This is a genomic window from Gaiella sp. (assembly GCF_035710885.1).
Taxonomy (GTDB): Bacteria; Actinomycetota; Thermoleophilia; order Gaiellales; family Gaiellaceae; genus Gaiella.
This window is the reverse complement of sequence record NZ_DASTCS010000039.1, coordinates 1-24432: the sequence shown is the minus strand read 5'-3', so window position 1 is coordinate 24432 and position 24432 is coordinate 1. Positions and strand designations below refer to the sequence as shown.

Genomic DNA, 24432 nt, shown 5'->3' with positions numbered 1-24432 from the left:
CAGCGACCGGCCGGCGGGCACCACAGCCCTGCCGGCCGGTCGCCCTCCCCCCGGCCCTCAGCCCGCGCGGCGCGAGCGCCGCGCGATCGGCCCGGCGACCGTCCCGGCCGAACGGTCCTGGTCGCCGGTGAACGCCGACAGCTGGATCAGCTCGTCGTGGAGCTCGAGCCCCGAGCCGAGTGCCCGCCCGCGGAGCCGCAGATCGGTGCCGAGGCCCGTGGCCGGCCCGCGGCTCGGTGCGGCCGCGGCCCCGGCGACCTCGTCGACGAACGCCCGGACGCGCTCGGGGCGCGTCGCTTGCCTGTCCAGGTGGCAGAGGGCGTCGAGCAGGTACCCGGCACGGAGCTTGGGCCACAGGACCGCGAACGCCTGGGGCCGTGAGACGACGTCCAGGCACAGCTCGTCCCCGATCCCGAGCACGGCGCCGCACTGGCCGGGCTCTGCTGCGAACGCGCTCTCGAGCGCGGCGATCGGGCGCTCGTGGGCGACGAACGCATCTCGGCTTGCGTCGGTGTCGGATGCGACTCCGAGGGCGTCGAGCTTCGTCCGCACGGATCGCCACACCTCACCCTGCGCGGCGCCGCGAGCGGGAACCCGCGAGGCGAGGGCGGCCGCCTTCGCCCGACGGAGCTCGGTGCTCGAGACGTGCGGGGCTGCCGAGAAGGTCCGCGAGACCGACCGCCAGCGACCCTGCTCGACGCACGAGACCGGAATGGTGAGCGTCGAGCCGGCGGCGACGAGCACGCTGAGGTCGAGAATCCGGTTCTGCTTCGCCCCGACGAGCTCCTCGCCGTCGTAGAGCAGCACTGCGTCGTCGAGCGGGTTCGTGACGATGAGCTCCGGCACCGTTCCGTCCGGGCCCGTCTCGGCGATCTCGAGCCCGTGCCCGATTGCCTCGTCGAGCGTCATGTACCTCGCGACGGGATCGCGCAGCGGGAAGAGCGGAGCGACGACGATGCCGCGATGCTCCGTGGGCTCGCCGACCTGGAACGGAAAACCCGTCTCGGGACGGCCGCGTGCAAAGAGCGTCTGTTCGGTGATGCGCGACTCCTTTCGTCGCACAGGAGTCACCGCCTCGGGACGCTGCCCTTACGTCGATCACGGGGTCTCCCCGCGACCTCGCGCCGCGACGACCTGCCACGCGGCGGCCGGCGTGAATCCGCGGCGCACCAGGAACGCGACCGCGTTGCGCCGCGCCTTCGGGTCGCCCGTCGGCCGTGACCCGAGAGCCGCCGCGGCGAGCTCCGCTTCGTCCTGCGCGCCGAAGGCCGCGTCGAGCGCCGTCTCGGAGACGACCGAGAGGCCGCGCCGGCGGAGGGCCTGCGCGGCGCGGCGCCGACCGTAGCCGCGGGTGCGGAACCCGCGAGCCAGCTGGCCCGCGAGCTCCTCGTCGTCGAGATACCCGAGCTCGAGGGCATCCGCGATCACCGCGGCCGCAACGTCGGGCGGGACCTCGCGTGCGGCGAGCTTCGCCTCGATCTCCGCGACCGACTGCGCCCTGGCGGCCAGCGAGTTCACGACGAATGAGCGCGCCGCGGCCATAGTATGTCTGTTCTGGACACCTTGTGACTCGGAGTTCATACTGTGATCATGGCACGCAGGGTGTGGCGACACCGCATCACGAGGGCGGGGCAGGTCTCGATACCTGCGGAGATCCGCGCACGGTGGGGGGCGTCGACAGTCGCGATCGAGGACGAGGGCAACCGCATCGTGTTGAGGCCCACGGCAGACGATCCGATCGAGGCATACCACGGCGTTCTGAGAGGGAGGGGAACGGAGATCCCGTCCGATGAGGCGATGCGGATGCTGGACGAGTCCGAGCGTCGCGCCCAGGAACGGAAGTGGAGAGCGCCCTCGTCCTCGACGCGCAGCCGGTAGTCGCCTTTCTCGCCGGCGAGCCGTCGGGAGCCGAGGTGGCCGCCGTGCTGCGCGAGAGGACGAGGATGTCGGTGGCGAACGCCGCCGAGGTCGTGGACGCCCTCGTACGCGTGCGCGGCATCGCTTCCGAGGACGCGAAGACCATCGTGTCCGGGTTCCTCGAAGACGTCTCGGCAGCGGTGGAGGTCACTCGCGAGATCGCGTTGAGCGCGGGTGCGATTCGGGGCGAGGCCTATCGCCGTGGACGGCTGGACGTGTCCCTCGCCGATTGCATTGCGATCGCGACCGCTACGCCCGGCGGTCGAGTAGCCACGTCCGACCCCGCGCTTGCCCGAGTTGCGCTTTCCGAAGGTGTGGGGGTGGTGGCACTTCCGGACTCGCGGGGCCGCCGCCCGCGCCCATAGGTCGCGACCGACAACGCGGGCTACGCCGCCGCGACCTCGGCGCCGGCGTCGGCGGGAGCGAACATCGCGACCAGGTTCGCCAATTCCTGCTCCGTGCCGACCAGGATCCGCACGCGTCCCTCGGCGACGGCGGCCTGCTGGCTCACCGAGCCCTGGATCAACGCGTGCAACTCCTCGGGCGGCGCCTCCACGACGAGCGACGGCTCCTCGGCGGGGAGCTTCATCGCAACGAGCTCACCGTCGGTGACCTGGAGCGAGATCGTCTCGCCCTCGAGGAAGCGGATCTCGTAGACGCCGTCGACGGCGTGCCCGGGCCGGAACCGCACGTGGACGGCGTACATGCTCCAGCAGTCGCCGGGGTCGGGCACTCCCAGCGTGCGGGCTCCCCACTGGGCCAGCGCGCGCAGCACCGGCTCGAGCGCACGCCCGTCCTCGGTGAGCTCGTAGACGCTCACGGCCCACGGCGGTGGCAGCTTCTTCTTGCGCACGACGCCGGCGGTCTCGAGGTCGCGCAGCCGCGACGCGAGGATGTTCGATCCGATTCCCGGGAGCGCCTCGGCGAGATCCGTGTAGCGCCGCTGCCCCAGCATCAGCTCTCGCACGATCAGAAGCTCCCACCGATCGCCGACCTGATCGAGCGCGTGGGCCACGGGGCAGTACTGACCGTACGTCTTCACGCCCTCATTGTATGCCCTGGCTGAAGGTTCGGTTGTCCGCACTCTTGGTACGGAAGACCGTACTTTCTATTAGCAAGCAGAGCCGTTAGGTTCGAGTGGCAAACGAACCGAAAGGTGTCGACTTCATGGTTGCTTCCTCGAATCACAGGTGGTTGGCGCTGGCACTTCTCAGCGTCGTCCAGTTCATGCTCGTGCTCGACATCGCGATCGTGAACGTCGCCCTCCCGTCGATCCAGGTCGACCTCGGGTTCTCGCAGCAGAACCTGCAGTGGGTGATCAGCGCGTACGCGCTCGTCTTCGGCGGCTTCCTGCTCCTGGGTGGGCGCGCTGCGGATCTCCTCGGCCGGCGGAACATGTTCCTCGCCGGCCTCGTCGTGTTCACCGCGGCCTCGCTCGTCGCGGCGCTCGCGTGGAACGAGCCGTCGTTGATCGGCGCACGGGCGCTCCAGGGCCTCGGCGCGGCGATCATCGCCCCGGCAGCTCTGTCGATTCTGATGACGACCTTCTCCGAGGGCAAGGAGCGCAACATCGCGCTCGGGGTCTGGGGAGCGGTCGGCGGGTTCGGCGCGGCCGCGGGCGTGCTGTTGGGCGGCATCTTCACGGACGCGCTCAGCTGGGAGTGGATCTTCTACCTCAACATCCCGGTCGGGCTGGCCGCGATGGCGCTGACCCCGGTGCTCCTCGCCGAGAGCCGTGACACCCGCGCCACGAGCTTCGACGTCCTGGGAGCAGTGCTCGTCACGGGCGGGCTCTCTACGGCCGTGTTCGGCATCACCCAGGCGAACGACTACGGCTGGTCGTCGGGCAAGACGATCGGCATCTTCGCCGCCGCCGTGGCGCTGCTGGTCGCCTTCGTAGGGTGGGAGACCCGCGCCAAGGACCCGCTGATGTCGTTCTCGATCTTCCGGATCAAGACGGTCACGGGTGCGAACATCGCAGGGTTCATCCTCGGCACGGCGCTCTTCTCGATGTTCCTGATGCTGACGCTGTACATGCAGCAGGTGCTCGGGTACTCGGCGATGAAGACCGGGATCGCGTACATCGCGGTCGCCGGGACGTCGATCGTCTGGGCGATGGTCGCCCAGCAGCTCGTCACGCGGGTCGGCGTCAAGCCGGTGCTCGTGACCGGGATGAGCCTCCTCACCGTCGGCCTCCTGTACTTCACGCAGGTCTCGGTCGAGGGCTCCTACCTGGGCGATCTGCTGCCGGGCTTCCTCGTGATCGCGATTGGGATGGCGTTCTCGTTCGTCTCCATCTCGATCGCGGCGCTCGCGGGCGTGCCGGCGAACGATGCGGGGCTGGCCTCCGGGCTGATCAACACGTCGCAGCAGATCGGCGGCGCGCTCGGGATCGCCGTGCTCTCGTCGGTTGCGATCGCGCAGACGAACGACGCGGCGGGCGCGGGCGACGCCGTTCCGCAGGCGCTCACGTCCGGCTTCCAGGCGGCGTTCTGGGTCGGCGCCGGGATCGCCGCGGCGGGCGTGCTCGCCTCACTCGTGCTCATCCGCAACGAGGAGCTGGCGGCCGCACCGTCCTTCGAGACGGAGGCCGAGCCGCTCCCCGAGGCGGCCTAGGCAGATCGCAGGCCCCGGCCGGGAGCCTGCGGGGTGAGATCGAGGGGCGCGGCGCAGGCCGCGCCCCTCGTCGTTCGGGGCATTGCATCGCCCCGTTCCCCGGTCTACTGTCGGGCGCGGGGTCGCCGTCAAAGGCAAGGGGATGACATGCCCGATCGCCACACCGCCGCCGGCAATCTGCGCCGCTTCCCGGCGCGTGCCCAGCAGGCGGCCGCAGCAGCAACTGCCGCGCGCCTGAAGCGCTCGCGCTCGGCGAGCGACGCACGCATGCGCAAGGCGGCCGAGCTCGCAGACAAGGCCGACGGGAGGTTACGGCGATTGCTCGGCAAGACGGACTACGCCGCCCTGCGTGACCTGATGCACCGCGAGCGCCTGGCGCTCCGCGACGTGCTTCAGCCGCCCGGGGGCCTCGAGGTCTCCTTCGACCGCGCGAACAGCGACCGCAGGCGAAAGGCGGGCACGTTCCTGCGTCGCACGAAGGCCGACAGGGGCAAGCTGGCCGCCATCGCGGCCGACTTCCACGCCGGCGCCGCGGAGGTCCTCGCCGACCCCGCGAAACACGTCACGCAGGGCTATCACCTCGAGAGCAACCTCGACGCTTGGCAAAAGCTCTCCCCGCTCCACGTCCACCCGCTTCCATGGGGGGTGTACGACCCGGACCCGGGCGGGTGGGAGGTGCACCGGCCGCCGTTCTTCGGGTTCAACTTCGGCTTCGAGCCGCTCGCGCTGAACAACTTCGCGACGGATTGGGCCCTCACGTTGAACCCCTCACTCGGCGACGTCGGCCTGATGGTCTTCATGGACACGCAGGGCGACGAGAGCGACTGGGACATCGCCCAGGGCGACGGCTTCAGCGTGGTCGCGGTTGGCTTCGTCCCGCCGCGGCCGGGGCTCGTCGAGGTGCTGATCGACGCGCAATGCGTCCAGCCGGAGCACAGGCTCAGGACGGGCAACTGCTGGGGCTGGTCCGACTCGAACACGGGCCAGAACAACTTCCTCGTCCTCGACGTGCTGCATCCGAACGTCAGCGAGCCGTCGTACGCGGCGATGTCGTCGTTCGACGTCCGAACCGACGATGACGCGACGTACCACCAGGAGAACCTCACGCGCGGCCAGCACTACTACGCGCAGCTCTTCAGCGCCGGCCCCGTGCCTGCCGGCCAGACGGTGATCGTCTGCGCGGGCACGCGGTCGCTCGACCTGAGCTACGCGAACGACGTCTCGATCCACTCCGCGTCGGACTTCCGCTGGTTCATCAGCTCGCTGGAGGTGCGGATCGCGCCCTGACTCCGGGGAGCCGGTGTGTCCCGCTGCAATCCCGGTTCCGTCTCGGCTCACCTGCCCGTGGCTACGTTGCGTCCATCGCGGAGTTGGCACGAAGTCGGCACGGACACGTCACACGCTCGCCGCTACTGTCGGTGTCCCCGTGGGTGGGTGGGGGCTAGGGATGGGACCCACCGCACGGCCACGCCGGCACACATCGCCCGGCCGACGCGCCGAAACGGCTGAAATCGGGTAGGACGGCGCCATGACGACAAACCAGACCGAACCTCGCGAGGCCACCCTCGCCACCCGTCTCCCCGAGCACGACCCGATCCGCGACTCCCGTCTCGTCACTGCGGTTGGCGGGCTCTTCGACCAGGTCATCGACCGGATCCTCCTGAGCCCGGAGCGGGTCTCCTCGGCAGCGCAGGGGAAGCGCCTGATGGCGGCCGACGACGACACGGAGGGGATGACCGACACGATCCAGCGCGTCGCGGTGGTCGCGACGCCGATCGTGCGGACGCTCGCACGCGGATCGAGGTTCCTGCCACGCGTCCCGTGGGTGCTCGTCGCGTCGACCACGGCCTCGCTCGTCGTGACCCTGCGCGCCGGTGTCAACGAAGTGCGCGTGCTCGGCTCCCTGATCGCCTACCGCCTGGAGCAGGAGACCGGTCGCCCGGCTGATCCGGCGCTCGTCAAGCAGCTGACGCTCCAGCTCTATCTCTCTCCCCGCAAGACGCCCTCGCTCTCGGGCGGCCTCCCGCTCGGTCGGCTCGTCCGGAAGTGGGTGCTCCGCGGCGCGATCGGCAAGGACACGCGCAAGGCCGCCTACAAGGCCCTCGACGCCGCCGAGCGGCTGGACGTCGCGACGCTCGAGTCACGCTGGCGCGGTTGAGGGACGGCGCGCCGGCCGCGCGCGCCGTCCCTCGGTGTTCGACCGAGGCTCAGGCGGCCTCGAGCGCGGAGTCATGGGCAGTCGACCCGGCGTTCGCCCTCGACTCCGCCCGGCCGGGCGCGCGGAGCGCCACGAACGCCGCTCCGAGGGCCAGGACGATGGCTCCGACGACCATGCTCAGTGTCAGCCCGTCCATGAAGGCCGCCTGGGCGGCTGTGACGAGCCCCGCTCCCTGCGCACCCAGCGTCTCGGCGACCTGCATGGCGCCCGGCAGAGACGACGTCGCCTGCTCGGCGGCCTCGGGAGGCAGGCTCGCGGTCGGCTCGGCGACCCCCGAGCGGTAGGCGTCGTTCAGCACGCTGCCGAGCACGGCGATCCCGAGCGCGCCGCCGAGCTCACGCGAGACGTCGTTCACCGCAGACGCGACTCCCTGCTTCTCCGGAGGGAGCGATGCCACGATCGCCGTCGTCGCGGGGGCTCCCGAAAGCGCCATGCCCGCCCCGAACGGCACGAGCGCCGCGAGGAAGTGCAGGTACGACGAGCCTGGCTCGAGGGCTGCGAAGACGACGAACCCGGTCGCCATCAGCCCGAGGCCGATCGCGCCGGTGACCCGCGTCCCCACCCTCGCCGCGATCGCCGGCGCGAGCCGCGACAGCGGCATCACGACGAGCGCCATCGGGATGAGCCCGGCCGAGGCCTGGAGCGGCGAGAAGCCGAGGACGAGCTGGAGGTAGGGGAGGGCGAGGAAGAGGAACCCGAACGCTGCGAAGAACTGCACTGTGATCGACAGCGACCCGGCTCCGAAGCCGCGCCGGAGGAAGTGGCGGGGGTCGAGCATCGGGTCGCGGCGCCGCAGCTCCCACAGCACGAAGAGGACGATGCCCGCGACGCCGGTCGCGAGGGCCGCGACGGGGACGGGGTCGCTCCATCCACGCTCCGGCCCCTCGATGATCCCGAAGACGAGCGCGGAAAGCCCCGCGACCGAGAGGAGTGTCCCGACGAGGTCGAGCCGCGGCGGCGTCTTCTCGCGAGTCCGCGGGACGACGGCGAGCGTGCCGACCAGCGCGAGGCTCGCGAGGACGACGTTGAGGGCGAAGATCGACTGCCACGAGAACCACTCGAGCAGCAGCCCCGATGCGAGCAGGCCCAGCACCGCGCCACCCGCGGCGACACCCGCCCACGTACCGACGGCCTTGCCTCGTTCCTCCGGCGGGAAGACCGTCGTGATCACGGACAGGGTGACCGGCATCACGAGGGCCGCCGCGACCCCGAGGATCACGCGGAGCCCGATCAGCTCGCCCGGTGAGTGCACGAAGAGCGCTGCGAACGACCCCAGCCCGAAGAGCGCAAGCCCTGCGACGAGGATCGGCTTCCGCCCGAAGCGGTCGCCGATCGCGCCGGCGGGGAGGAGCAGCGCCGCGAACGCGACCGCGTAGGCCCCGACGATCCACTGCAGCTCGGTCTGGGTCGCCCCCGTGTCGCGGGCGAGCTCCGGCAGTGCGACGTTGAGGCTCGCGACCCCCGCCACGACCATCATCAGCGAGAGGCACATCACGCGGAGCACCGCGGCCCGCTGTCGCTTCTCGTCTCGGAACGTGATCCTCGGTCTCATGGCACTCCTCCTCCTAGAACTCAACACTCATTGAATTCAACGAGTGTAGACTTATGGGATGGCGATGTCAAGCACGGGACGGAGCGGGCGGCGCAGAGGCGAGACGCAGACGCGGGACGCGATCGCCTTTGCGGCCCGAGCCGCGTTCGCGGACGTCGGCTACGACCGCGCGACGATGCGCTCGATCGCCGCTGCGGCAGGTGTCGATCCCGCGCTCATCGTTCACTTCTTCGGCTCGAAGGAGGGCCTCTTCCGGGAGGTCACCGCACTTCCGCCCGAGATGGGTGCGGCGATGGCGGGCCTCGCCGACGGCCCGCGCCAGGAGGTCGGGCTGCGCTTCGCGCAGGCCGTCGTCGGGATGCTCGAGAACCCCGCGACGCGACCGGTGATCCTCGCGCGCCTGCGGTCGGCCGCATCGCACCCGGAGGCCGCGGCGCTCGTGCGGGAGCTCGTGTCGCGCGACCTCGGTCTCCTCACGAGCTCTCTCACCGATGACCGGCCGGAGGCCCGCGCGGTGCTGGCGGGCACCCAGGTCGTGGGGCTCGCCTTCGTCCGGTACGTCGTCCGAGTCGAGCCGCTCGCGTCCATGGACGCGGCGGCGGTGGTCGACGTCCTCGCCCCGACGTTCCAGCGGATTCTCGTCGGCCCGCTGACCGACTGAGCGCGCTCAGCCGCGGTCCCGGCGGTTCCGCGGCTGTTCCTTGGGCGCTCGTCCGCGCTTGAGCTCCCACGAGCGCTGGTTGAAGCCCTTGCGCGTCGTGGCGTCGTAGTGCATCAGCGTGCTCCGAGCCGCTCGCAGCTCGCGAGCCTCGTCGACGAGCCCTGCCGCCAGCAGCTCTGCCGCCGTCGCGTCGAACGCCCGCGCGGCCTCGTCGAAGCGCCCCTCGTCGGCCAGCCGGATCGCGTCGTCGCGAACGCGGGCCGAGCGCAGGACGAGCACCTGCTCGCCCACCTCCGCATCGGGCGCGATCCGGGCCGCCTCCGCTGCGGAGACGGCGTTCGCGACCACCGGGATCGTCGTCGTCCGCTGCTCGATCGTCTCTCCGACCGACGTGAACCGCAGCACGAGCTCCGCGACGACACACGGACCGAGCGCGGCGAGGTGGGGGATGCGGAGCTTCAGGACGACGCGCCGACGCTCGCCGGCGTACGCGTCGCCGAGCTCGATCTGCGCGCCTCCGTCGACGGCGAGCGACGGGTAGTCGTTCAGCACCCCGAGCAGCTCGACCGCGGGCCCGGGCCGCACGTCGAGCGTCACGTTGTGCGCGACCACGCGGGTCAGACCCTCGAGCTCGCACTCGAAGATCCCGGGCGCGTCGTCGGGAGTCTCGGCGAAGTGCGTGTTGCCGCCGCCCGCGTCCGCCATGTCGCGCAGCAGGTCCTCGTCGAAGCCCTCGCCGAAGCCGATCGTCGAGGTCGACACGCCCTCGACTCGGGCACGGCGGGCCATGCCGACGAGGTCGTCGTGGTCGGTGATCCCCTGGTTCGCGAGGCCGTCCGTGAGGAGCAGGATCTTGCGCGGGCCGTCGGCAGGGGCGTCGACGAGCTCGCCGAGGCCACGGAGCCATCCGCCCGAGAGGTTGGTCTGGCCGCCCGGCCCGATCGAGGCGATCGCAGCGCGCACGCGGCTCGAGTCCACGCCGGCCCGCGGGGCGAGCAGTCGGACGTGGCCGTCGAAGACCACGAGCGCGAGCTCGTCGGCCGGTCGCAGACGCTCCGCGAGCCAGCGGGCACAGCGCCGCGCGACTGCGAGCTTTGGCCCGGCCATCGATCCGGAGCGGTCGAGCACGAGCGCGACGCGGAGCGGCGGCCGCTCCGCCTGCTCCGGGAGCTCGGGCACGGCGAGCTCGACCATCGCGTGCAGCTCGTGCTCCTGCTCCACGGCGAGCACCGAGTGCTCGAGGCGGACGGACGTCTCCATGTGACTCCCTTCGTTCGGCATCGCGACAGAGTCCGGCCGCCGGCGGCGCCGCCTTACGCCGTTGGATCCCCCGGCCGGATGTTTGACGCGCGGCCCGCGCCGGTATTCACTCCCGGGGTCGTCTTCGCCGTGCGGCACGCATTCGACCGAGCCCACCCCGGCCTCGTGCGGCGCATGACGCGGGCGCTCGACCGCCTGCTCCGACGGGATGAGCCGGTTCGCGGCGCCACTTCCTGCGTCCGCGCTGACTCCGGCACGCGCGCGAGCCGGATGGCCGCGCGCACCCGCGTAAGATCGCGCCGATCCGAGACGTGACCACTCCATCGATGACCGATGACGACGCGCGCGACGCCCAACTCCTCGAGGCCGGCCAGTTCGACCGCCTCCTCGCGAAGTACCACCTGGTGATCCTCGCCCGCTGCATCAGGGGGACGAGGAACGTCGACGACGGCCAGGACGTCGCCCAGGACGTCGAGTTTCGGCTCTTCCGCGAGTTCCAGGCGGGAAAGCGCTATCCCGGGGTCCCGTTCCGCGTCGTCGTCCACCAGGTCGTCAAGTGGACGATCAAGGACCATTTCCAGGGCCGTCCCACCGACGTGCCCCTGCCGGACGGCTGGGAGCCGGGAGGGGCAGAGTTCGCAGACCGGGCGGTCGAGCGCCTGTGGATCGGCGAGCTCGTCGACCAGCTTCCCGACGTCGAGCGCGAGGCCTGCACGCTCGTCTACCTCCGGGGGGTGAGCCCCGAGCAGGCGGCGGCGGTGCTCGGGACCACGCGCAACAACATCGACCAGCGGCTCTTCCACGCACGCAGGCGCCTGCGGGAGATGATCAACGGCGATGGCTGACGTCGACCGCCTCTTCGACGAGTTCGCCGCCGCCTACGTGCGGGGCGAGCAGCCCGACCTCGTCGCGTTCGTCAGGCTGGCCGGGGAGGACGGGGACGAGCTCGCGCGCCTGATCGACGTCTTCCTCCGCGTCGCGCCGGCGCCCGAGCCGCATGACGACGACGTCGCCGTGATGCGCGCGAGGCTCGAAGGCGAGCCGGGGCTGATCGCGCTCCGCAGGCGACGCGCGCGCAAGGTCGACGAGGTCGTGGCGGATCTGGCCGAGCGCCTCGACGTCGACGACGTCCCGCGGCTGAAGAGCTACTACCAGCGGCTCGAAGGGGGCATCCTCGATCCCCGTCGCGTCGACGAGCGTGTCTGGGAGGCCCTGCGGGGGCTGTTCCTCACGAACGTGCGCGCGATCGTCCGCCCGCTGACCACCACGACGGGTGGGAGCGCGATGGCCTACTACCGCCGGGGCGGTGAGCCGATCCCCGACCTCGACCGCCCGTCGCCTGCGCCCCAGATGGAGCTCCACGAGCGGCTGGCTGCCCCGCTCGGGGCGAGCCCGCCCGAGCGCGACGAGCTCGACCGCCTCTTCCTCGGCGACGACTGACCTCTCGGAGCACGCGTCGACGGAGGACCGCCGCCACACAGCGGCCCTCCGTCGAGCCTCCCCCTGTCAGACGGGCGTGATCCTCCGCCGGGCCACGAACGCGGCGCCGACGATGATCAGGCCCGCGCCTGCGAGCGCGCCGATCGCCGCCGCCGTGCCGGTGTCGACGGACGGCAGCTCGAACGACGTGCCGGAGTCCGCCGCGGCCGGCGTGGCCAGGTCACGTGCGGTCGTCGCGTCTCCGGTGCCGATGGAACCGGTGACGCTCGCCTCGACGCCGCGCGCCGCGAGCCCGGCCTCGTCCGCCCCGGGGGCGGTCTGGCCGACGCCGCGCTGAGCCGGTGTTGCCTCGTCCGGGATCGCCGCGACGCTTGCGAGGTCGCTCGCCGTCGTCGCGTCGCCGGTGCCGAGCGCAGACGTCGCGGGTGCCTCCACTCCGCGCGCCGCGAGTCCGGCCTCGTCCGCTCCGGGAACGGTCTGGCCGATTCCGCGTGCGGCGGGAGTGGCCTCGTCGTGGACCGCCGGCGTCACGACGCCGCCGGACGCCGCCGACCCGCCCTGGAAGAGCGACTCGTCGACGCCTTGCCCGTGGCTGAGGTAGGGAATCGTCCCAGGATCGCCGGGCTGCGCGGTCGGCTCGCCCTGGAAGAGCGACTCGTCGACGCCCTGTCCGTGGCTGAGGTAGGGGATCGTCCCCGGGTCGCCCGGCTGAGCGGCAGCCGCCGCCTCGCCCTGGAACACCGACTCGTCGACGCCGATTCCGTGGCTCAGGTACGGGATCGTCCCTGGATCGCCCGGCTGCACGGCAGCCGCCGCGGTGCCCCCCTCGACTCCGCTCCCGTCCATGAGCTGGCCGGACGCGGTGGATGCCGCCATTGCGGCCGACGCGGACGCTGCAGCGACCGTGAGCAGCACCATCTCGCGGATCCCGTGCCCCTCGAAGTCCGGCTGCTCGAGCGCCCGCTGGAGCTCGGCCCGGTCGAACGAGAACGTGACCGCGCCGGACTCGATGCCGGCGAGCACCTTCTCGAGGTCCGAGCGCTCCCACGCGACGCGGACGTCCTGCGGGTCGGTCTCGCCCGACTTGACCGAGAGGATCAGGTCGAGCGCGTCATCGGAGGCGAGCGCCTCCTCGATCTCCTCGCGCGTCACCGTCACGGTGGCGGCGTCCGGACGTCCCCCGACGTCCTCGGGCGTGCCGACGAGCATGGCGGTGGCGCCCGTGCCAGTGCCCTCCATGGAGCCTCCCTTCGTTGTGCGCCGCAGGGGAGCGGCACCTTCCCACCAGACGGGAGACCACGCCGCGATCTTCCCGTTATCGCGACGATTGTGACATGCCTGTCCAGCCCTTACGAGTCGAGTCTCGGGAACGCCCCCGGCGAGCCGTGAGAATCGGTTGGGCGGACGGCTTTACGGAACGGCGTCTTCAGGCGGACATCTCCGAAGTGCCCCCGGGGATCTCCACCGCGTCCTCGGGCCCGATCTCGCGCAGCACGCGCGCGGGCACACCGGCCGCGACGACGCCTGCCGGCAGGTCCCGGGTCACGACCGCCCCCGCCCCGACGACCGTGTCGTCCCCGATCGTGACCCCGGGGCAGACGATCGCGCCGCCGCCGAGCCAGACGTTGTCGCCGATCGTGATCGGCTCGGCGGCCTCCCAGCCGAGCCGCCGCGGCTCGGGATCGATCGGGTGGGTCGCGGTGAGGAGCTGCACGCGCGTTGCGAGCTGGCACGCGGCACCGATCCGGATCGGCGCGACGTCGAGCATCACGCAGTCGTAGTTGACGAACGTCCTCGCCCCGATCGCGATGTTCGTCCCGTAGTCGATCCAGAACGGCGGGCGCACCGAGACTCCGTCCCCGACCTCGCCGAGCAGCTCGCGCAGGAGCCGGTCGCGAAGCTCGGGCTCGGAGGCCCGTGTCGCGTTGTAGCGCTCCATCAGCTCGTGTGCCCGCGCCGCGTCCGCCTGTATCTCCGGGTCGTCGGCGAGGTACCACTCGCCGTCGAGCATCCGCCGCCTCATCTCCGACACGCCCCCGACGTTACCGGGGTCTGTCCCCGCAGGGACTGACCCCAGTGACGCGCCCACCCTTCCGAGACAGACGCTCCAGACGCGGATCATGCCCTTGCGTTCGGCCCTCCCGATTTGCCACCCTGACGTGTCCTCTTTGGAAGGGAGCGTGGCGATGGCGCAGGAACAGGCAGTCGACCTGAAGCAGGTCACGAAGGTCCAGCAACAGACATGGTCGCAGGGTGACTTCTCCCGGATCGGCATCGCCGGCCAGGCTGTCGCCGAGGACCTCGCCGAGGCGGCGAACGTGCGCGCGGGGGAGCGAGTCCTCGACGTCGCCTGCGGGGCCGGGAACGGCGCGATCGCGGCCGCGCGCCGCACCTGGGGGCCGACGGTCGGGCTCGACTACGTTCCTGCCCTCCTCGAGCGCGGGCGGGAGCGTGCCGCCGCCGAGCGGCTCGAGGTCGAGTTCGTCGAGGGCGACGCCCAGGAGCTCCCCTTCGAGGACGGGTCGTTCGACGTCGTGATGTCGATCTTCGGCGCGATGTTCGCGCCCGACCACCAGCGCACCGCCGACGAGCTGCTGCGCGTCACCAGGAGCGGGGGACGCGTCGCGATGGCGAACTGGACCCCCAGCGGATTCGTCGGGACGATGTTCAAGACGGTCGCCGGCCATGCACCGCCTCCGCCGGGCCTCGCACCGCCGCCGCTGTGGGGCACCGAGGAGCACCTGCGGGACGTGTTCGGCGACCGCATCTCGGACCTGAGCATCACGCCGCGGCACCTGAAGATGAGATACCGCTCTCCCGAGCACTTCATCGAGATCTTTCGGACGTGGTTCGGCCCGGCCAAGGTGGCCTTCGAGCGTGTCGGCCCCGACGGAGAGGACGCGCTCGCCGGTGACCTGCGCGACCTGCTCGAGCGGTCGAACACCGACGACGAGACGCTGGTCGTCCCGAGCGAGTACCTGGAGGTCGTCGCGACGAAGGCGTGAGACGAACCGCGCCGGGTCAGCGGGCTCTAGTCGTCCTCGACCGCGTTCTCGGCCAGCCACGCCTTCGCGACGCGCTTCTGCGCCCGCGTCAGCCAGGCCTCCGCGACGAGGTCCCGCAGCTCCTCCCGGTCGATCCGCTCGAGGTCGGGGATCCGCATCAGCACGGCCGAGTACCCGTTCCAGTGCGGCGTCGTGAAGAACACGCCGCGCTCGTCGGCGAGCATGATCTCCTTCTCGCCGAGGTCGGCGACGCGGAACACGAGCACGTCGGCGAGCCGCTCGCCCGTCTCGGGGTCGACGGCGTCGGGCCGCCTGCTGCGGTGGAAGCAGAAGAACTTCCCGTGCACCGAGTACGTCGGCCGCCCGTCGTCGGAGACGTGCTTCTCCGCCTGCGGCATCGTGAGCGCGAGCTCGTCGAGGTCCTTCAGCGTGGCCACGGTGGGACTTTGCCACGATGCGGCCGATGCACCGACGCGATACCCGCCTACCGCGTCAGGGATCGCGCGACAGCGTGCATGACAGCGTGTAGGTGCCGTCCGAGATCGTGTCGAACACGTTGATCGCCATCGTCCGCTTCTTCTCTGCTGGCTCGTTCGGGCTCAGCGGGTTGATCGTGTGGGACACGACGCCGTGTGCTGCCCCGAGCGGCGAGTCGGGGTCTTCGATCACAACGTCGATCGACTCGGCGAAGGCGATTTCCTTGACGGGACGCGGCGGTGTCCAACCGCGCTGGAGCGCCTCGAACCAGAGCTTCTCGACGAGCCCCGGCCAGTCCTCGCCTGTGTCGGCGTCGTCCCACGCCGTCTTCAGCAAGGGCACGGCGTCGCTGTCCATGCGCACCTCGAGCTCGGGCTCGTCCGCGCCCGGCCAGTCGGGCCCGGTCTCGTCGTTGACGTGGACCGTGAATCCCTTGTCGAGGCGCAGGTACGAGACCGGCGTCTCCCACCGGATGACGTGACCGACGTCCTGGTCGCTGTCCCGGGTGACGGCGACGAGGAAGTTGTCGTCGCCAACCGCGACGAACGAGTGCTCGAGTTCGCCGCCGCCGCTCGTCCCGCCGAGCGAGCTCATCCCGGCGTCGAGCGCCTCGAGGCTCCCGCTCGCCCCGCCCGGGTACCGGACGGTGACGCGCTCGTCGCGCGGCTTCGCCATCAGCGTCGGCCGGGGCATCACGCGGAACCACGCGGTGTCGTCTGCGCCGAGGAGCTGATTCGCCGGGAAGGGGACCTCGACGTCCAGGTGCGGCGGCAGCGCGATCGCCGTGCGCGGGCTGTCGCCGAGATGCTCGAAGACGAGAAACGGCCCCTGGACCGGCCCCCCGTTTCGCGACCGGACCGCGACGAGGAGCGGAGAGCGGTTGACGTATGTGCCGCCGACCGGATCGACCCGGCCGAACCTGTCGTAGGGCCACTGCAGCGAGGGCGGCAGCTCGACCACGGACAGTGAGTCGAGACGCTCGAGCGGCGTCGAGATGTCCGTGTCGGCGAACACCTCGTACTCCATTGTCGGCGGAGCGTGGAACGTGTAGGTGCCGGGGCGCGGGATCCAGAGCCAGTGGCGTCCGCTCAGGCGGGTGATCTCGATGTTCGTGTGGTAGACGGCCGACGTTCTCGGCCGGCTCGGGTCGGGCGCTCCCACGATCGGCCCCTGGGCGTCGATGTCGCTGGCCGACGACGGCTGGCAGTGCGCGTCGCGCAGCTGGAACAGCCCCTCGAGCGCGTAGTGGTCGGAGACGTCGCGGTGGCCGACCCGCATGTGGTGGGCGACGACGTCGATGCCGTCCGGTGTCTTCAGCCGACAGAGGTAGTCGAGCCGTTGCTCCTGCTGTGTCTCCCGGTTCCGGTTGGTGTGCCCGGGGTCGTGGTCGACCGTCTCGTTGGGCGGGCGCATCTCGATCCAGCTGTCCGCGAACAGCTCGCCGAACGGGTCGCCGGGAGTGTCGAAGATCTCGAACCACTCGTCGCTCGACATCCCGGCGTCGCCGCGGATGTTCAGGTCGCCGGCGACCACGACGTTCGCCCAGACTCCGATGTCGGGCCCAAGCACCTCCGCCACCAGCTCGCGAACCTCGGCGAGTTGCCTCTTGCGGATCTCACGGTGCTCCTCCTCGGTCACGTACGCGGCCTGGAGGTGCGTGAACACGAGCGTCATGTTCTCGACGGGCTGGCTCACCTGGACGAGCACCGCCGCCTTGGACGCCCACGAGTCGTCGCCCGCGTCGTCGCTGTAGAAGCGCTCTGCGCGGTCGCTTCCGTTCGGGAGCTGCTGGAAGGGAAGGCGCGAGAACACCATCAGTCCGGCGTCCTCCTCGACGTCGCCCTCGAAGACGATCTCGATCACGTTCGGCCAGACGGGCTGCAGCGCATCGAGCAGGACGCTACGGCCGTCCTCGCTGAACACCTCGTTCAAGCCGATCACGTCCGGCCGCTCGCCGGGCCTGATCGAGAGGATGTCCTTGGCGACCGCCTCCGCGCGGGCGACCGCATCCTGGTTCCCGCCCGGGAACAGCCCGACCACCGCGGTGGGGACGCTCACCGTCCCGTCGAGCACCCCTGCGATGAACGGCAAGAGCTGAACGTTGAACGTCATCAGCCGAAGCGCAGCCATGACCGAACCTCCTGCCCGCCCCGGGACGTCGTCCGCCGCGAAAGCTGGCCGTCCGAGCTCGCGATGATTTCCGCTCCGAGTCTACGCCGCTTCGAAGGCAAGGGAATTCGGCGTGCTCGGCGGCATGGTCGCTGCAGCCTGGACAGGTCACGTGCCGGCCCGATACGTTCGAGACAGCGCCGTCGATCTCGACCGGTCACCCCGCCCGTGCTCGGGCGAGCGCCGTCTCGACGTGCGGCAGGCGTTCCCATCGACGATCCAGCAGAGGAGGCGCGACGTGTCCGACATCACCGTGACCACCATGAACGACCTTCCCGGCTACCGCGTCACCCAGGTGTACGGCGAGGTGTTCGGCCTGACCGTGCGCAGCCGCAACATCGGCAGCGACATCGGCGCGAGCCTCAAGGGCCTCGTCGGCGGCGAGGTCAAGGGCTACACGAAGATGCTCGCGGACAGCCGCCTCCAGGCCGTCGAGCGGCTGCGGGACGCAGCCCGCGAGGCGGGAGCGAACGCCGTGATCGCCATGCGCTTCGACTGCAACGAGCTCGGGAGCAACATGACCGAGGTCGCGGCCTACGGCACCGCCGTCACCGTGCAGCGCGCCTGAGGCGGCGCGGGCCCAGTGCCCGGGGCCGCATCAGGCTGCCTCCTGGAAGGCAGGCTCCTCGGTCGAGGTCTGGAGCTGCTGCCGGTGCCCGCGCATCGTCACGACCGCGACCACGGAGCCGGCCACGGCGATCACCGCGGCGACCTCGAGCCCGCGCTGGAAGCCGTCCATGAAAGCCTCCGGGCGCGTGTGCCCCGCGGCGAGCGAGCTCGACGAGACGTGCGCCACGATCGCGCCGGTGACCGCGATCCCGAGCGAGCCGCCGACCTGACGCATGCTGTTCAGCACGGCGGAGCCGACGCCGGCCTGGTCGCGAGGCACGGAGCCCATCGCGGCGGCGGTCGTCGGCGTCATCGTCAGCGCCATGCCGACGCCCATCGCGACGAGCCCGGGGAGGATCTCCCAGTAGGTCGAGCTCGTCCCGAGCCGCGCGAAGAGGACGAGCGAGAGGGAGAGCAGCAGCATGCCGCTCCCCGTGAGCCAGCGGGAGCCCACCCGGTCGACCACGCGGCCGACCTGCGGCGCGAGCACCGCGATCAGGATCGTCGCGGGCAGGAAGCTGGCGCCTGCCTCGACGGGCGAGTAGCCGAGGATCTGCTGGAGGTACAGCGACACGTAGAAGAACACGCCGAACATCGCGAGCGCGACGAGCAGCATCGACACGTTCGCGCCGGAGAACGTCGCATTGCGGAAGAGCGTCAGGTCGAGCATCGGCCGCCGCTGCCGCAGCTCCAGCACGACGAACGCCGCGAGCGACACCGCCGCCAGAGCGAATGCGCCGAGGATCCGCGTCGAGCCCCAGCCGTGGGAGTTCGCCTCGATCAGCGCGTAGGTGAGCGCGAACAGGCCGACACCGGAGGTGACGAGGCCGGGCACGTCCGGGCGCTGGTCGTGCGAGGTGTCGCGTGACTCGTCGACGAACGCGTACGCGGCGGCGATCGCGACGATCCCGACCGGCACGTTGACGAAGAAGATCCAGCTCCAGTCGACGTGCTCGCTGAGCAGGCCGCCGACGAGCGGGCCGATTGCGAGCGCGAGCGCCGACACGCCGGCCCAGATCCCGATCGCGGTGCCGCGCTGGCGTGGCGGGAAGGTCGCCGTGATGATCGAGAGCGTCGCCGGGTTCATCATCGCCGCCCCGATGCCCTGGACGACGCGCGCGCCGATCAGCACCTCGGCGCTGCCTGCGAGCCCGCAGGCGAGCGACGCGGCCGTGAAGACGACGAGCCCCGCCACGTACACACGCCGTCGCCCGAGCAGGTCGGCCAGCTTGCCGCCGGTGAGCATCAGCGCCGCGAACGTGAGCGCGTACCCGGCCACGACCCATTCCAGCTCGGAGAGCGACAGGCCGAGCGACTGCTGCATCGACGGCAGCGCGACGTTCACGACGGTGTTGTCGAGCATGATCATGAACAGCCCGAGCGACACGGCCCCGAGCGTCCACCACCTCCGATGCTCCCCGCCGAACACGCCGCCGTGACCCATCGCGCCCGCTGTATCCATCCGGATCGCCTCCTTCGACTGGCCTTCCCCGAGGGTTGCTGTCGCGCCGGCGGCTGCGCGGGCGGGTGACCGGCTTCCGGGTGGTGCGGGCAGCCGTACACCGGGACCGGCACCGCAGATGCCTGTTTCCCGTGACGCTCTGGGTGGCGGGAAGCTGCAGCCTCAGAGAAGCACGCGCCGCACTGCGTCCTGCCACTCGGCGCGCCGCTGCGCCGCCTCGTCCCGACCGATCCGCGGCTCGAACCGCTCCCCGCGACGGATCAGCGCGACCACCTCCTCCTGCCCCGACCAGGTCCCGACCGCGAGCCCGGCGAGCGCCGCCGCGCCGATCGCCGTCGTCTCCTTGTCGGCGGCCGTCTCGACGGGACTGCCGATCAGGTCGGCCTGGAGCTGCATCAGGAACGAGTTCGCGGTCGCACCGCCGTCGGCCCGCAGGACCTCGACCTCGAGCGGTAGCGCGTCGAGCACGTCCGCGACCTGGTGCGCCACCGCCTCGAGCGCCGCGCGGACGAGGTGCGCGCGGGTCGTCCCGCGCGTGAGCCCGCAGATCAGGCCGCGCGCGTCGGGTCGCCACTGCGGCGAGCCGAGGCCGGTGAGCGCGGGGACGAAGTACACGCCGTCGGTCGATTCGACGCTCTCGGCCAGCCGCTCGCTCTCCGCCGCCGTGTCGATCACGCCGAGCCCGTCGCGCAGCCACTGCATCGCCGCGCCGCCGACGAGCACGGAGCCCTCGGCCGCGAACCGACGGCCCCCCGCGGGCTCGACCGCCGCAGCCGTGGTCACGAGCCCCTCGACTGCCTCACCCCGGCGCTCGCCGAGGTTGACGAGCACGAACGTGCCTGTCCCGAACGTCGCCTTCGCCTCGCCGGGTGCGAAGCACCCCTGCCCGAAGAGGGCCGCCTGCTGGTCGCCGGCGATGCCCGCGACGGGAACGGTCGTGCCGAGCAGCGACGCCTCTCCGACGAGCCCGGACGACGGGACGACCTCGGGCAGCACCGCGCGCTCCACGCCGAACAGGGCGAGCAACTCCTCGTCCCACTCGCCCGAGTCGAGATCGAGGAGCATCGTCCGCGACGCGTTCGTCAGGTCGGTGACGTGCACGGCGCCGCCGGTCAGCTTCGAGACGAGCCAGGAGTCGACCGTCCCGAAGGCGAGCTCCCGCTGCGGCCGCTCGGCACGGGAGAGGATCCACTCGAGCTTCGTCGCCGAGAAGTACGGGTCGGGGACGAGCCCCGTCCGCTCGCGGATCAGCGCCGCGGGGAGCTTCGCGCAGCGCTCCGCGGTCCGCCGGTCCTGCCACACGATCGCGCGGTGCACCGGCCGGCCGGTACGGCGTTCCCACACCACGGTCGTCTCGCGCTGGTTCGTGATCCCGATCGCGTCGAGGTCTCGGGCAGCCGCGCCGGCCGCGGCGAGCGCCTCCGAGGCGGCCTGCTCGACGCTCGCCCAGATCTCGTCCGGGTCGTGCTCGACCCAGCCCGGCTGCGGAAAGTGCTGCCCGATCTCCCGGTAGCCGAGCCCCAGCACACGGAGCGCGCCGTCGAGGACGAGGCACGTCGTGCCGGTCGTCCCCTGGTCGATCGCCAGGATCACGGCTGTAGTAGACCAGCCTGCGCGCCCGAACCTCGGCGGTCTCACGTGGCTGTCGCGGCGCCCGACGTGCGGCTCTCGGCACGACCTTCGTACCGATTGCCCCGGAGGGCGCGCCGCGGTCGCCGCACCGGCGCGATCAACGCCAGCCGAGCTCTGGCGCGACGTACGTCAGGATGCTTTCGATGACGTGCGCGTTGTACTCGACCCCCAGCTGGTTCGGCACGGTCAGCAGGAGCGTGTCTGCGGCCGCGATCGCCTCGTCCTGCGCGAGCTGCGCGACGAGCACGTCGGGCTCCGCCGCGTAGGTGCGGCCGAAGATCGCCCGCGTGTCCTCGTCGATGTAGCCGACGTGGTCGCCGTCGTCGTTGCGCCGGCCGAAGTACGCGCGATCCGTGTCGTTCACGAGGGCAAAGATGCTCCGGCTGACAGAGACGCGTGACTCGCGCCCGTGCCCGGCCTCCCGCCACGCCTCGCGGAACGCGTGGATGTGGCGCGCTTGCACGACGTGGAAGGGGTCGCCGCTCGCATCGTCGAAGACCAGCGTCGAGCTCATCAGATTCATTCCTCTGGCGGCCGCCCACGCCGCCGTCGCCGGCGACGCTGCGCCCCACCAGATCCGCTCGCGCAGTCCCGGCGCATGGGGCTCGATGGGCAGCAGGCCGGGCGGATTCGGGAACATCGGCCGCGGATGTGGCTCGGCGAAGCCCTTCCCCTCGAGGAGCTCGAGGAACACCTCGGCGTGGCGCCTTGCCATCTCGGCGTCGGTCTCTCCCTCGGCCGGCTGGTAGCCGAAGTAGCGCCAGCCGTCGAAGACCTGCTCGGGCGACCCCCGGCTGATGCCCAGCTGCAGCCGGCCGCCGGCCAGGAGGTCCGCGGCCCCCGCGTCCTCCGCCATGTAGAAGGGGTTCTCGTAGCGCATGTCGATGACGGCGGTGCCGATCTCGATCCTCGACGTCCGTGCGCCGACCGCCGCAAGCAGCGGGAACGGCGAGCCGAGCTGCCGCGCGAAGTGGTGTACGCGGTAGTAGGCGCCATCGGCGCCGACCTCCTCGGCCGCGACGGCCAGCTCGAGCGACTGGATCAGCGCGTCGGACGCCGAGCGCACCTGCGACGAAGGTGACTGCGACCAGTGGCCGAAGGACAGGAAACCGATCTTCTTCACACAGGCATCCTGCCTTTACGCGCACGCCCGATACTTCGGGTTGTGGCGCTCGTGGTCGTGGACGCGGAGAACGTCCGTCGCTCCCGCTGGCCGAACATCTCCCGCGAGGGGCTCGTGGATCGCGCTCGGGAATGGGCAGCTCGCGAAGGCCACGATCTGCTGATCGTCTTCGACGGCGAGCCGCCCGAGGAGGCGCCGGACCTCGTCGGCTCGCGCGACGCGGATGACGCCATCGTCGAGCTCACGGCGAGCCTCGACCGTCCGTGGTGGCTCGTCAGCTCCGATCGCGGTCTCCGCGCGCGGCTCGGCGACCGCCCCGCACGGATCATCGGCGGCGGATCGTTCAGCCAGGCGATCTGAGCAGCGTCGCCTCGTCCCACCCTCGCAGCGCTCGCACGAACGCGAACCTCCGACCGGATCTTGGCGTTGGGGTCAGCCGACGACCTACGGGTCGATGCCGAGCTTGCGGAGCTCGACGATTGCAGCTCTGCGCCAGCGGATCGTGTCAGGAGAGAACGGCAGCATGAACGGCATGCCGTTTGCCTTACGGAGTGGCTTTCCGTCACGCAAGACCCGGTAGTGCCCCGGCGTCGGTTGGACGGTCAAGCCCGCGGCTTCGAGCCGGCGGATGAACTCACGCACGTCCTTCCGCATGTCGCACCTCGTCAGGTTGTCGCGAGAAGTATGCGGGCGCGGTGCGCACACCGCGTCGAGCGTGAGCGAGCTGGGCCGGCAGCCGCGTCGGACCCTTCGCTTGCGGCGTAGTCTCTCCGACGTGTTCCGTCCTCGTGCGGACATCAGCTGTCGGCCCGCGGTGGGCGCGTGTCCCGGCGAGTTCGCCTATCGCTGCCTGGACCTTTCCGACTCGGAGGAGGGGCGTTGACTGCCTACCCACACCTGTTCAGCCCGCTGGAGATCGGCGGCGTCTCGGTGCGAAACAGGATCATGCAGACGGCGCACGTCAAGCTCTGGGCCCACAACGCCGTCGACTCGGAACGGAACGTCGCCTACCAGGCAGCTCGCGCCAAGGGTGGTGCCGGTCTCCTGATCACCGGCAACCGCGTCGTCCACCCGACCTCGACCACCGGCTTCCCGCGCGTGGCCTGGGCATATCGGCCGGAAGCGCTCGAGTCCGACCGTCGCCTGACGTCCGCCGTGCACGAGCACGGCGCGCTGATCTTCGCCCAGTTGAACCACTTCGGACTCAATGCGACGAGCGACTCCGCGGACGACCTCCGGGTTCTCTGGGGCCCGTCCGCGGTGAAGTCGCCGGCCTACGGGGAGACGCCGAAGGCGATGGAGCGCGAGGACATCCGCGAAGTGGTCGAGTGGTGGGGCCGCTCCGCCGAGCTCACGCGCGAGGGAGGCTTCGACGGCACGGAGGTGCACATCTCCCACAGCTACCTCCTGCATCAGTTCCTGTCGCCGCTCTACAACAAGCGCGAGGACGAGTACGGCGGGTCGTTCGAGAACCGGCTCCGCTTCGCGCGCGAGGTGATCGAAGAGGTGCGGGCGCGTGCCGGCAACGACTGGATCGTGGGCGTCCGGATCAGCCTGACCGACTTCATCCCGGGAGCACTCGACATCGAGGACGCGATCCGGGCTGTCCGGCTGCTGGAGGCCGACGGGCAGATCGACTACGTGAACGTCACAGCGGCCGGATACCACAACATCTTCAAGGCAATCGAGCCCGCGGATGTCCCCGACGGCTATCTCGTCGACCTCACCGCACAGGTGAAAGCCGCCCTGTCGGAGTTGCCGGTGTTCACCGTCGGCGGCATCAAGGATCCGGCAATGGCCGAGGAGATCCTCGCAAGCGGCAAGGCGGACATGGTCGCAATGACCCGCGCGCAGATCGCCGACCCCGAGTTCGCGAACAAGGTACGCGAGGGCCGCGAGAGCGAGCTCGTGCACTGCATCCGCGGCAACCAGGGCTGCATCGGTCGCGTGTTCAAGGGGCTGCCGATCTCGTGCACCGTCAATCCGGGTGCCGGGCGCGAACGGCGATTCGGCCCGGGAACGACGTCCCCGACCGATCAGCCGGCGCACTGGCTCGTCGCCGGCGGCGGGCCGGCAGGGATGAAGGCCGCCGCTGTCCTTGCCGAGCGCGGCCACCGGGTGACACTCCTCGAGCGCGAGGACGAGCTCGGGGGCCAGGTAAACCTGATTCTGCGGACCCCCCGCCGCGACGAGTTCGGCTGGATCACACGCGACCTCGAAGGGCAGCTCCACCGGCACGGAGTAGACGTTCGGCTCGGCACCGAGGCGACCACCGAGCTCGTCCGCGAGCT

The 24432-nt window shown here is 71.1% G+C and carries 25 protein-coding genes; 12 read left to right on the top strand and 13 right to left on the bottom strand.

Annotated elements, in window-relative coordinates:
- Positions 1-57: 57 nt before the first annotated feature.
- Together VFO26_RS09120 and VFO26_RS09115 are read right to left on the bottom strand one after the other, a co-directional pair.
- On the bottom strand, positions 58-1062 hold the full coding sequence (locus VFO26_RS09120) for an ARPP-1 family domain-containing protein (RefSeq protein WP_325114645.1): 1005 nt from the start codon (positions 1060-1062) through the stop codon (positions 58-60).
- Between the two features lie 36 nt (positions 1063-1098).
- Entirely contained in the window at positions 1099-1581 is a 483-nt protein-coding gene (locus VFO26_RS09115) for a RecX family transcriptional regulator (protein ID WP_325114644.1), read from the bottom strand.
- A gap of 9 nt (positions 1582-1590) precedes the next feature.
- Between VFO26_RS09115 and VFO26_RS17985 the strand changes: the two genes are divergently transcribed.
- On the top strand, positions 1591-1878 hold the full coding sequence (locus VFO26_RS17985; protein ID WP_414653074.1) for an AbrB/MazE/SpoVT family DNA-binding domain-containing protein: 288 nt from the start codon (positions 1591-1593) through the stop codon (positions 1876-1878).
- Positions 1842-2282: a PIN domain-containing protein gene (locus tag VFO26_RS09110; RefSeq protein WP_325114643.1), complete on the top strand. Its 441-nt coding sequence runs from the start codon at positions 1842-1844 to the stop codon at positions 2280-2282. The genes VFO26_RS17985 and VFO26_RS09110 overlap by 37 nt, the downstream gene beginning before the upstream one ends.
- Before the next feature lie 20 nt (positions 2283-2302).
- Here the strand turns inward: VFO26_RS09110 and VFO26_RS09105 are convergent, their stop codons facing one another.
- Positions 2303-2959 carry a helix-turn-helix domain-containing protein gene (locus VFO26_RS09105; protein ID WP_325114642.1) on the bottom strand — a complete coding sequence of 219 codons (657 nt, stop codon included), beginning with the start codon at positions 2957-2959 and terminating at the stop codon, positions 2303-2305.
- A gap of 152 nt (positions 2960-3111) precedes the next feature.
- On the opposite strand from VFO26_RS09105, the gene VFO26_RS09100 reads away from it, so the two are divergent.
- The 3 genes from VFO26_RS09100 to VFO26_RS09090 all read left to right on the top strand — a co-directional run bounded on the left by VFO26_RS09100 (position 3112) and on the right by VFO26_RS09090 (position 6691).
- A complete protein-coding gene (locus VFO26_RS09100) occupies positions 3112-4533 on the top strand; it encodes an MFS transporter (protein WP_325114641.1) in 1422 nt (473 codons plus the stop codon).
- A gap of 147 nt (positions 4534-4680) precedes the next feature.
- Positions 4681-5820: a hypothetical protein gene (locus tag VFO26_RS09095; RefSeq protein WP_325114640.1), complete on the top strand. Its 1140-nt coding sequence runs from the start codon at positions 4681-4683 to the stop codon at positions 5818-5820.
- 241 nt (positions 5821-6061) lie between these two features.
- Positions 6062-6691, top strand: coding sequence for a hypothetical protein (locus VFO26_RS09090; protein ID WP_325114639.1), 630 nt, complete (start codon positions 6062-6064; stop codon positions 6689-6691).
- Between the two features lie 49 nt (positions 6692-6740).
- On the opposite strand, the gene VFO26_RS09085 is transcribed toward VFO26_RS09090, so the two are convergent.
- Positions 6741-8303, bottom strand: a complete 1563-nt coding sequence (locus tag VFO26_RS09085) for an MFS transporter (RefSeq protein WP_325114638.1) — start codon at positions 8301-8303, stop codon at positions 6741-6743.
- A 58-nt stretch (positions 8304-8361) separates the two neighbouring features.
- On the opposite strand from VFO26_RS09085, the gene VFO26_RS09080 reads away from it, so the two are divergent.
- Positions 8362-8964: a TetR family transcriptional regulator gene (locus tag VFO26_RS09080; protein ID WP_325114637.1), complete on the top strand. Its 603-nt coding sequence runs from the start codon at positions 8362-8364 to the stop codon at positions 8962-8964.
- A 6-nt stretch (positions 8965-8970) separates the two neighbouring features.
- Here the strand turns inward: VFO26_RS09080 and VFO26_RS09075 are convergent, their stop codons facing one another.
- Positions 8971-10224 carry a vWA domain-containing protein gene (locus VFO26_RS09075; protein ID WP_325114636.1) on the bottom strand — a complete coding sequence of 418 codons (1254 nt, stop codon included), beginning with the start codon at positions 10222-10224 and terminating at the stop codon, positions 8971-8973.
- A 326-nt stretch (positions 10225-10550) separates the two neighbouring features.
- On the opposite strand from VFO26_RS09075, the gene VFO26_RS09070 reads away from it, so the two are divergent.
- Complete coding sequence (locus tag VFO26_RS09070) at positions 10551-11069, top strand: sigma-70 family RNA polymerase sigma factor (RefSeq protein WP_325114634.1); 519 nt, start codon at positions 10551-10553, stop codon at positions 11067-11069.
- Positions 11062-11664, top strand: a complete 603-nt coding sequence (locus tag VFO26_RS09065; protein ID WP_325114633.1) for a hypothetical protein — start codon at positions 11062-11064, stop codon at positions 11662-11664. The genes VFO26_RS09070 and VFO26_RS09065 overlap by 8 nt, the downstream gene beginning before the upstream one ends.
- Positions 11665-11730: 66 nt before the next feature.
- On the opposite strand, the gene VFO26_RS09060 is transcribed toward VFO26_RS09065, so the two are convergent.
- Positions 11731-12903 carry a hypothetical protein gene (locus tag VFO26_RS09060; RefSeq protein WP_325114631.1) on the bottom strand — a complete coding sequence of 391 codons (1173 nt, stop codon included), beginning with the start codon at positions 12901-12903 and terminating at the stop codon, positions 11731-11733.
- 187 nt (positions 12904-13090) lie between these two features.
- A complete protein-coding gene (locus VFO26_RS09055) occupies positions 13091-13696 on the bottom strand; it encodes a sugar O-acetyltransferase (protein ID WP_414653073.1) in 606 nt (201 codons plus the stop codon).
- Positions 13697-13850: 154 nt separating this feature from the next.
- Between VFO26_RS09055 and VFO26_RS09050 the strand changes: the two genes are divergently transcribed.
- Positions 13851-14669, top strand: a complete 819-nt coding sequence (locus VFO26_RS09050; protein WP_325114630.1) for a class I SAM-dependent methyltransferase — start codon at positions 13851-13853, stop codon at positions 14667-14669.
- A gap of 26 nt (positions 14670-14695) precedes the next feature.
- Here VFO26_RS09050 and VFO26_RS09045 read toward each other — a convergent pair whose 3' ends face one another.
- Positions 14696-15106 carry an MmcQ/YjbR family DNA-binding protein gene (locus VFO26_RS09045; RefSeq protein WP_325114629.1) on the bottom strand — a complete coding sequence of 137 codons (411 nt, stop codon included), beginning with the start codon at positions 15104-15106 and terminating at the stop codon, positions 14696-14698.
- Between the two features lie 55 nt (positions 15107-15161).
- Entirely contained in the window at positions 15162-17276 is a 2115-nt protein-coding gene (locus VFO26_RS09040) for an endonuclease/exonuclease/phosphatase family protein (RefSeq protein WP_325114628.1), read from the bottom strand.
- 277 nt (positions 17277-17553) lie between these two features.
- On the opposite strand from VFO26_RS09040, the gene VFO26_RS09035 reads away from it, so the two are divergent.
- Complete coding sequence (locus VFO26_RS09035) at positions 17554-17883, top strand: YbjQ family protein (RefSeq protein ID WP_325114627.1); 330 nt, start codon at positions 17554-17556, stop codon at positions 17881-17883.
- A gap of 30 nt (positions 17884-17913) precedes the next feature.
- Here VFO26_RS09035 and VFO26_RS09030 read toward each other — a convergent pair whose 3' ends face one another.
- The 3 genes from VFO26_RS09030 to VFO26_RS09020 all read right to left on the bottom strand — a co-directional run bounded on the left by VFO26_RS09030 (position 17914) and on the right by VFO26_RS09020 (position 22141).
- Positions 17914-19386, bottom strand: coding sequence for an MFS transporter (locus VFO26_RS09030; RefSeq protein WP_325114626.1), 1473 nt, complete (start codon positions 19384-19386; stop codon positions 17914-17916).
- 162 nt (positions 19387-19548) lie between these two features.
- Positions 19549-20979, bottom strand: coding sequence for a glycerol kinase GlpK (gene glpK / locus VFO26_RS09025; RefSeq protein ID WP_325114625.1), 1431 nt, complete (start codon positions 20977-20979; stop codon positions 19549-19551).
- 136 nt (positions 20980-21115) lie between these two features.
- The gene (locus VFO26_RS09020; protein WP_325114624.1) at positions 21116-22141 is read right to left on the bottom strand and encodes an LLM class flavin-dependent oxidoreductase; all 1026 of its coding nucleotides are present in this window, start codon (positions 22139-22141) and stop codon (positions 21116-21118) included.
- Positions 22142-22183: 42 nt separating this feature from the next.
- Here VFO26_RS09020 and VFO26_RS09015 point away from each other — a divergent pair, with 42 nt between their 5' ends.
- Positions 22184-22501: a hypothetical protein gene (locus VFO26_RS09015; RefSeq protein ID WP_325114623.1), complete on the top strand. Its 318-nt coding sequence runs from the start codon at positions 22184-22186 to the stop codon at positions 22499-22501.
- 84 nt (positions 22502-22585) lie between these two features.
- Here the strand turns inward: VFO26_RS09015 and VFO26_RS09010 are convergent, their stop codons facing one another.
- Positions 22586-22795 (bottom strand): hypothetical protein, encoded by a 210-nt coding sequence (locus tag VFO26_RS09010; protein WP_325114622.1) that lies wholly within the window; start codon positions 22793-22795, stop codon positions 22586-22588.
- 225 nt (positions 22796-23020) lie between these two features.
- On the opposite strand from VFO26_RS09010, the gene VFO26_RS09005 reads away from it, so the two are divergent.
- On the top strand, positions 23021-24432 hold a 1412-nt coding region (locus VFO26_RS09005; protein WP_325114621.1), incomplete at its 3' end, for an NAD(P)-binding protein.

Coding starts and splice junctions, on each gene's coding strand:
- VFO26_RS09070 (WP_325114634.1), top strand. CDS start 10,551: ATGACCGATGACGACGCGCGCGACGCCCAACTCCTCGAGGCCGGCCAG.
- VFO26_RS09010 (WP_325114622.1), bottom strand. CDS start 22,795: ATGCGGAAGGACGTGCGTGAGTTCATCCGCCGGCTCGAAGCCGCGGGC.
- VFO26_RS09115 (WP_325114644.1), bottom strand. CDS start 1,581: ATGAACTCCGAGTCACAAGGTGTCCAGAACAGACATACTATGGCCGCG.
- VFO26_RS09080 (WP_325114637.1), top strand. CDS start 8,362: ATGGCGATGTCAAGCACGGGACGGAGCGGGCGGCGCAGAGGCGAGACG.
- VFO26_RS09065 (WP_325114633.1), top strand. CDS start 11,062: ATGGCTGACGTCGACCGCCTCTTCGACGAGTTCGCCGCCGCCTACGTG.
- VFO26_RS09085 (WP_325114638.1), bottom strand. CDS start 8,303: ATGAGACCGAGGATCACGTTCCGAGACGAGAAGCGACAGCGGGCCGCG.
- VFO26_RS09060 (WP_325114631.1), bottom strand. CDS start 12,903: ATGGAGGGCACTGGCACGGGCGCCACCGCCATGCTCGTCGGCACGCCC.
- VFO26_RS09040 (WP_325114628.1), bottom strand. CDS start 17,276: ATGGCTGCGCTTCGGCTGATGACGTTCAACGTTCAGCTCTTGCCGTTC.
- VFO26_RS09090 (WP_325114639.1), top strand. CDS start 6,062: ATGACGACAAACCAGACCGAACCTCGCGAGGCCACCCTCGCCACCCGT.
- VFO26_RS09050 (WP_325114630.1), top strand. CDS start 13,851: ATGGCGCAGGAACAGGCAGTCGACCTGAAGCAGGTCACGAAGGTCCAG.
- VFO26_RS09030 (WP_325114626.1), bottom strand. CDS start 19,386: ATGGATACAGCGGGCGCGATGGGTCACGGCGGCGTGTTCGGCGGGGAG.
- VFO26_RS17985 (WP_414653074.1), top strand. CDS start 1,591: ATGGCACGCAGGGTGTGGCGACACCGCATCACGAGGGCGGGGCAGGTC.
- VFO26_RS09095 (WP_325114640.1), top strand. CDS start 4,681: ATGCCCGATCGCCACACCGCCGCCGGCAATCTGCGCCGCTTCCCGGCG.
- VFO26_RS09075 (WP_325114636.1), bottom strand. CDS start 10,224: ATGGAGACGTCCGTCCGCCTCGAGCACTCGGTGCTCGCCGTGGAGCAG.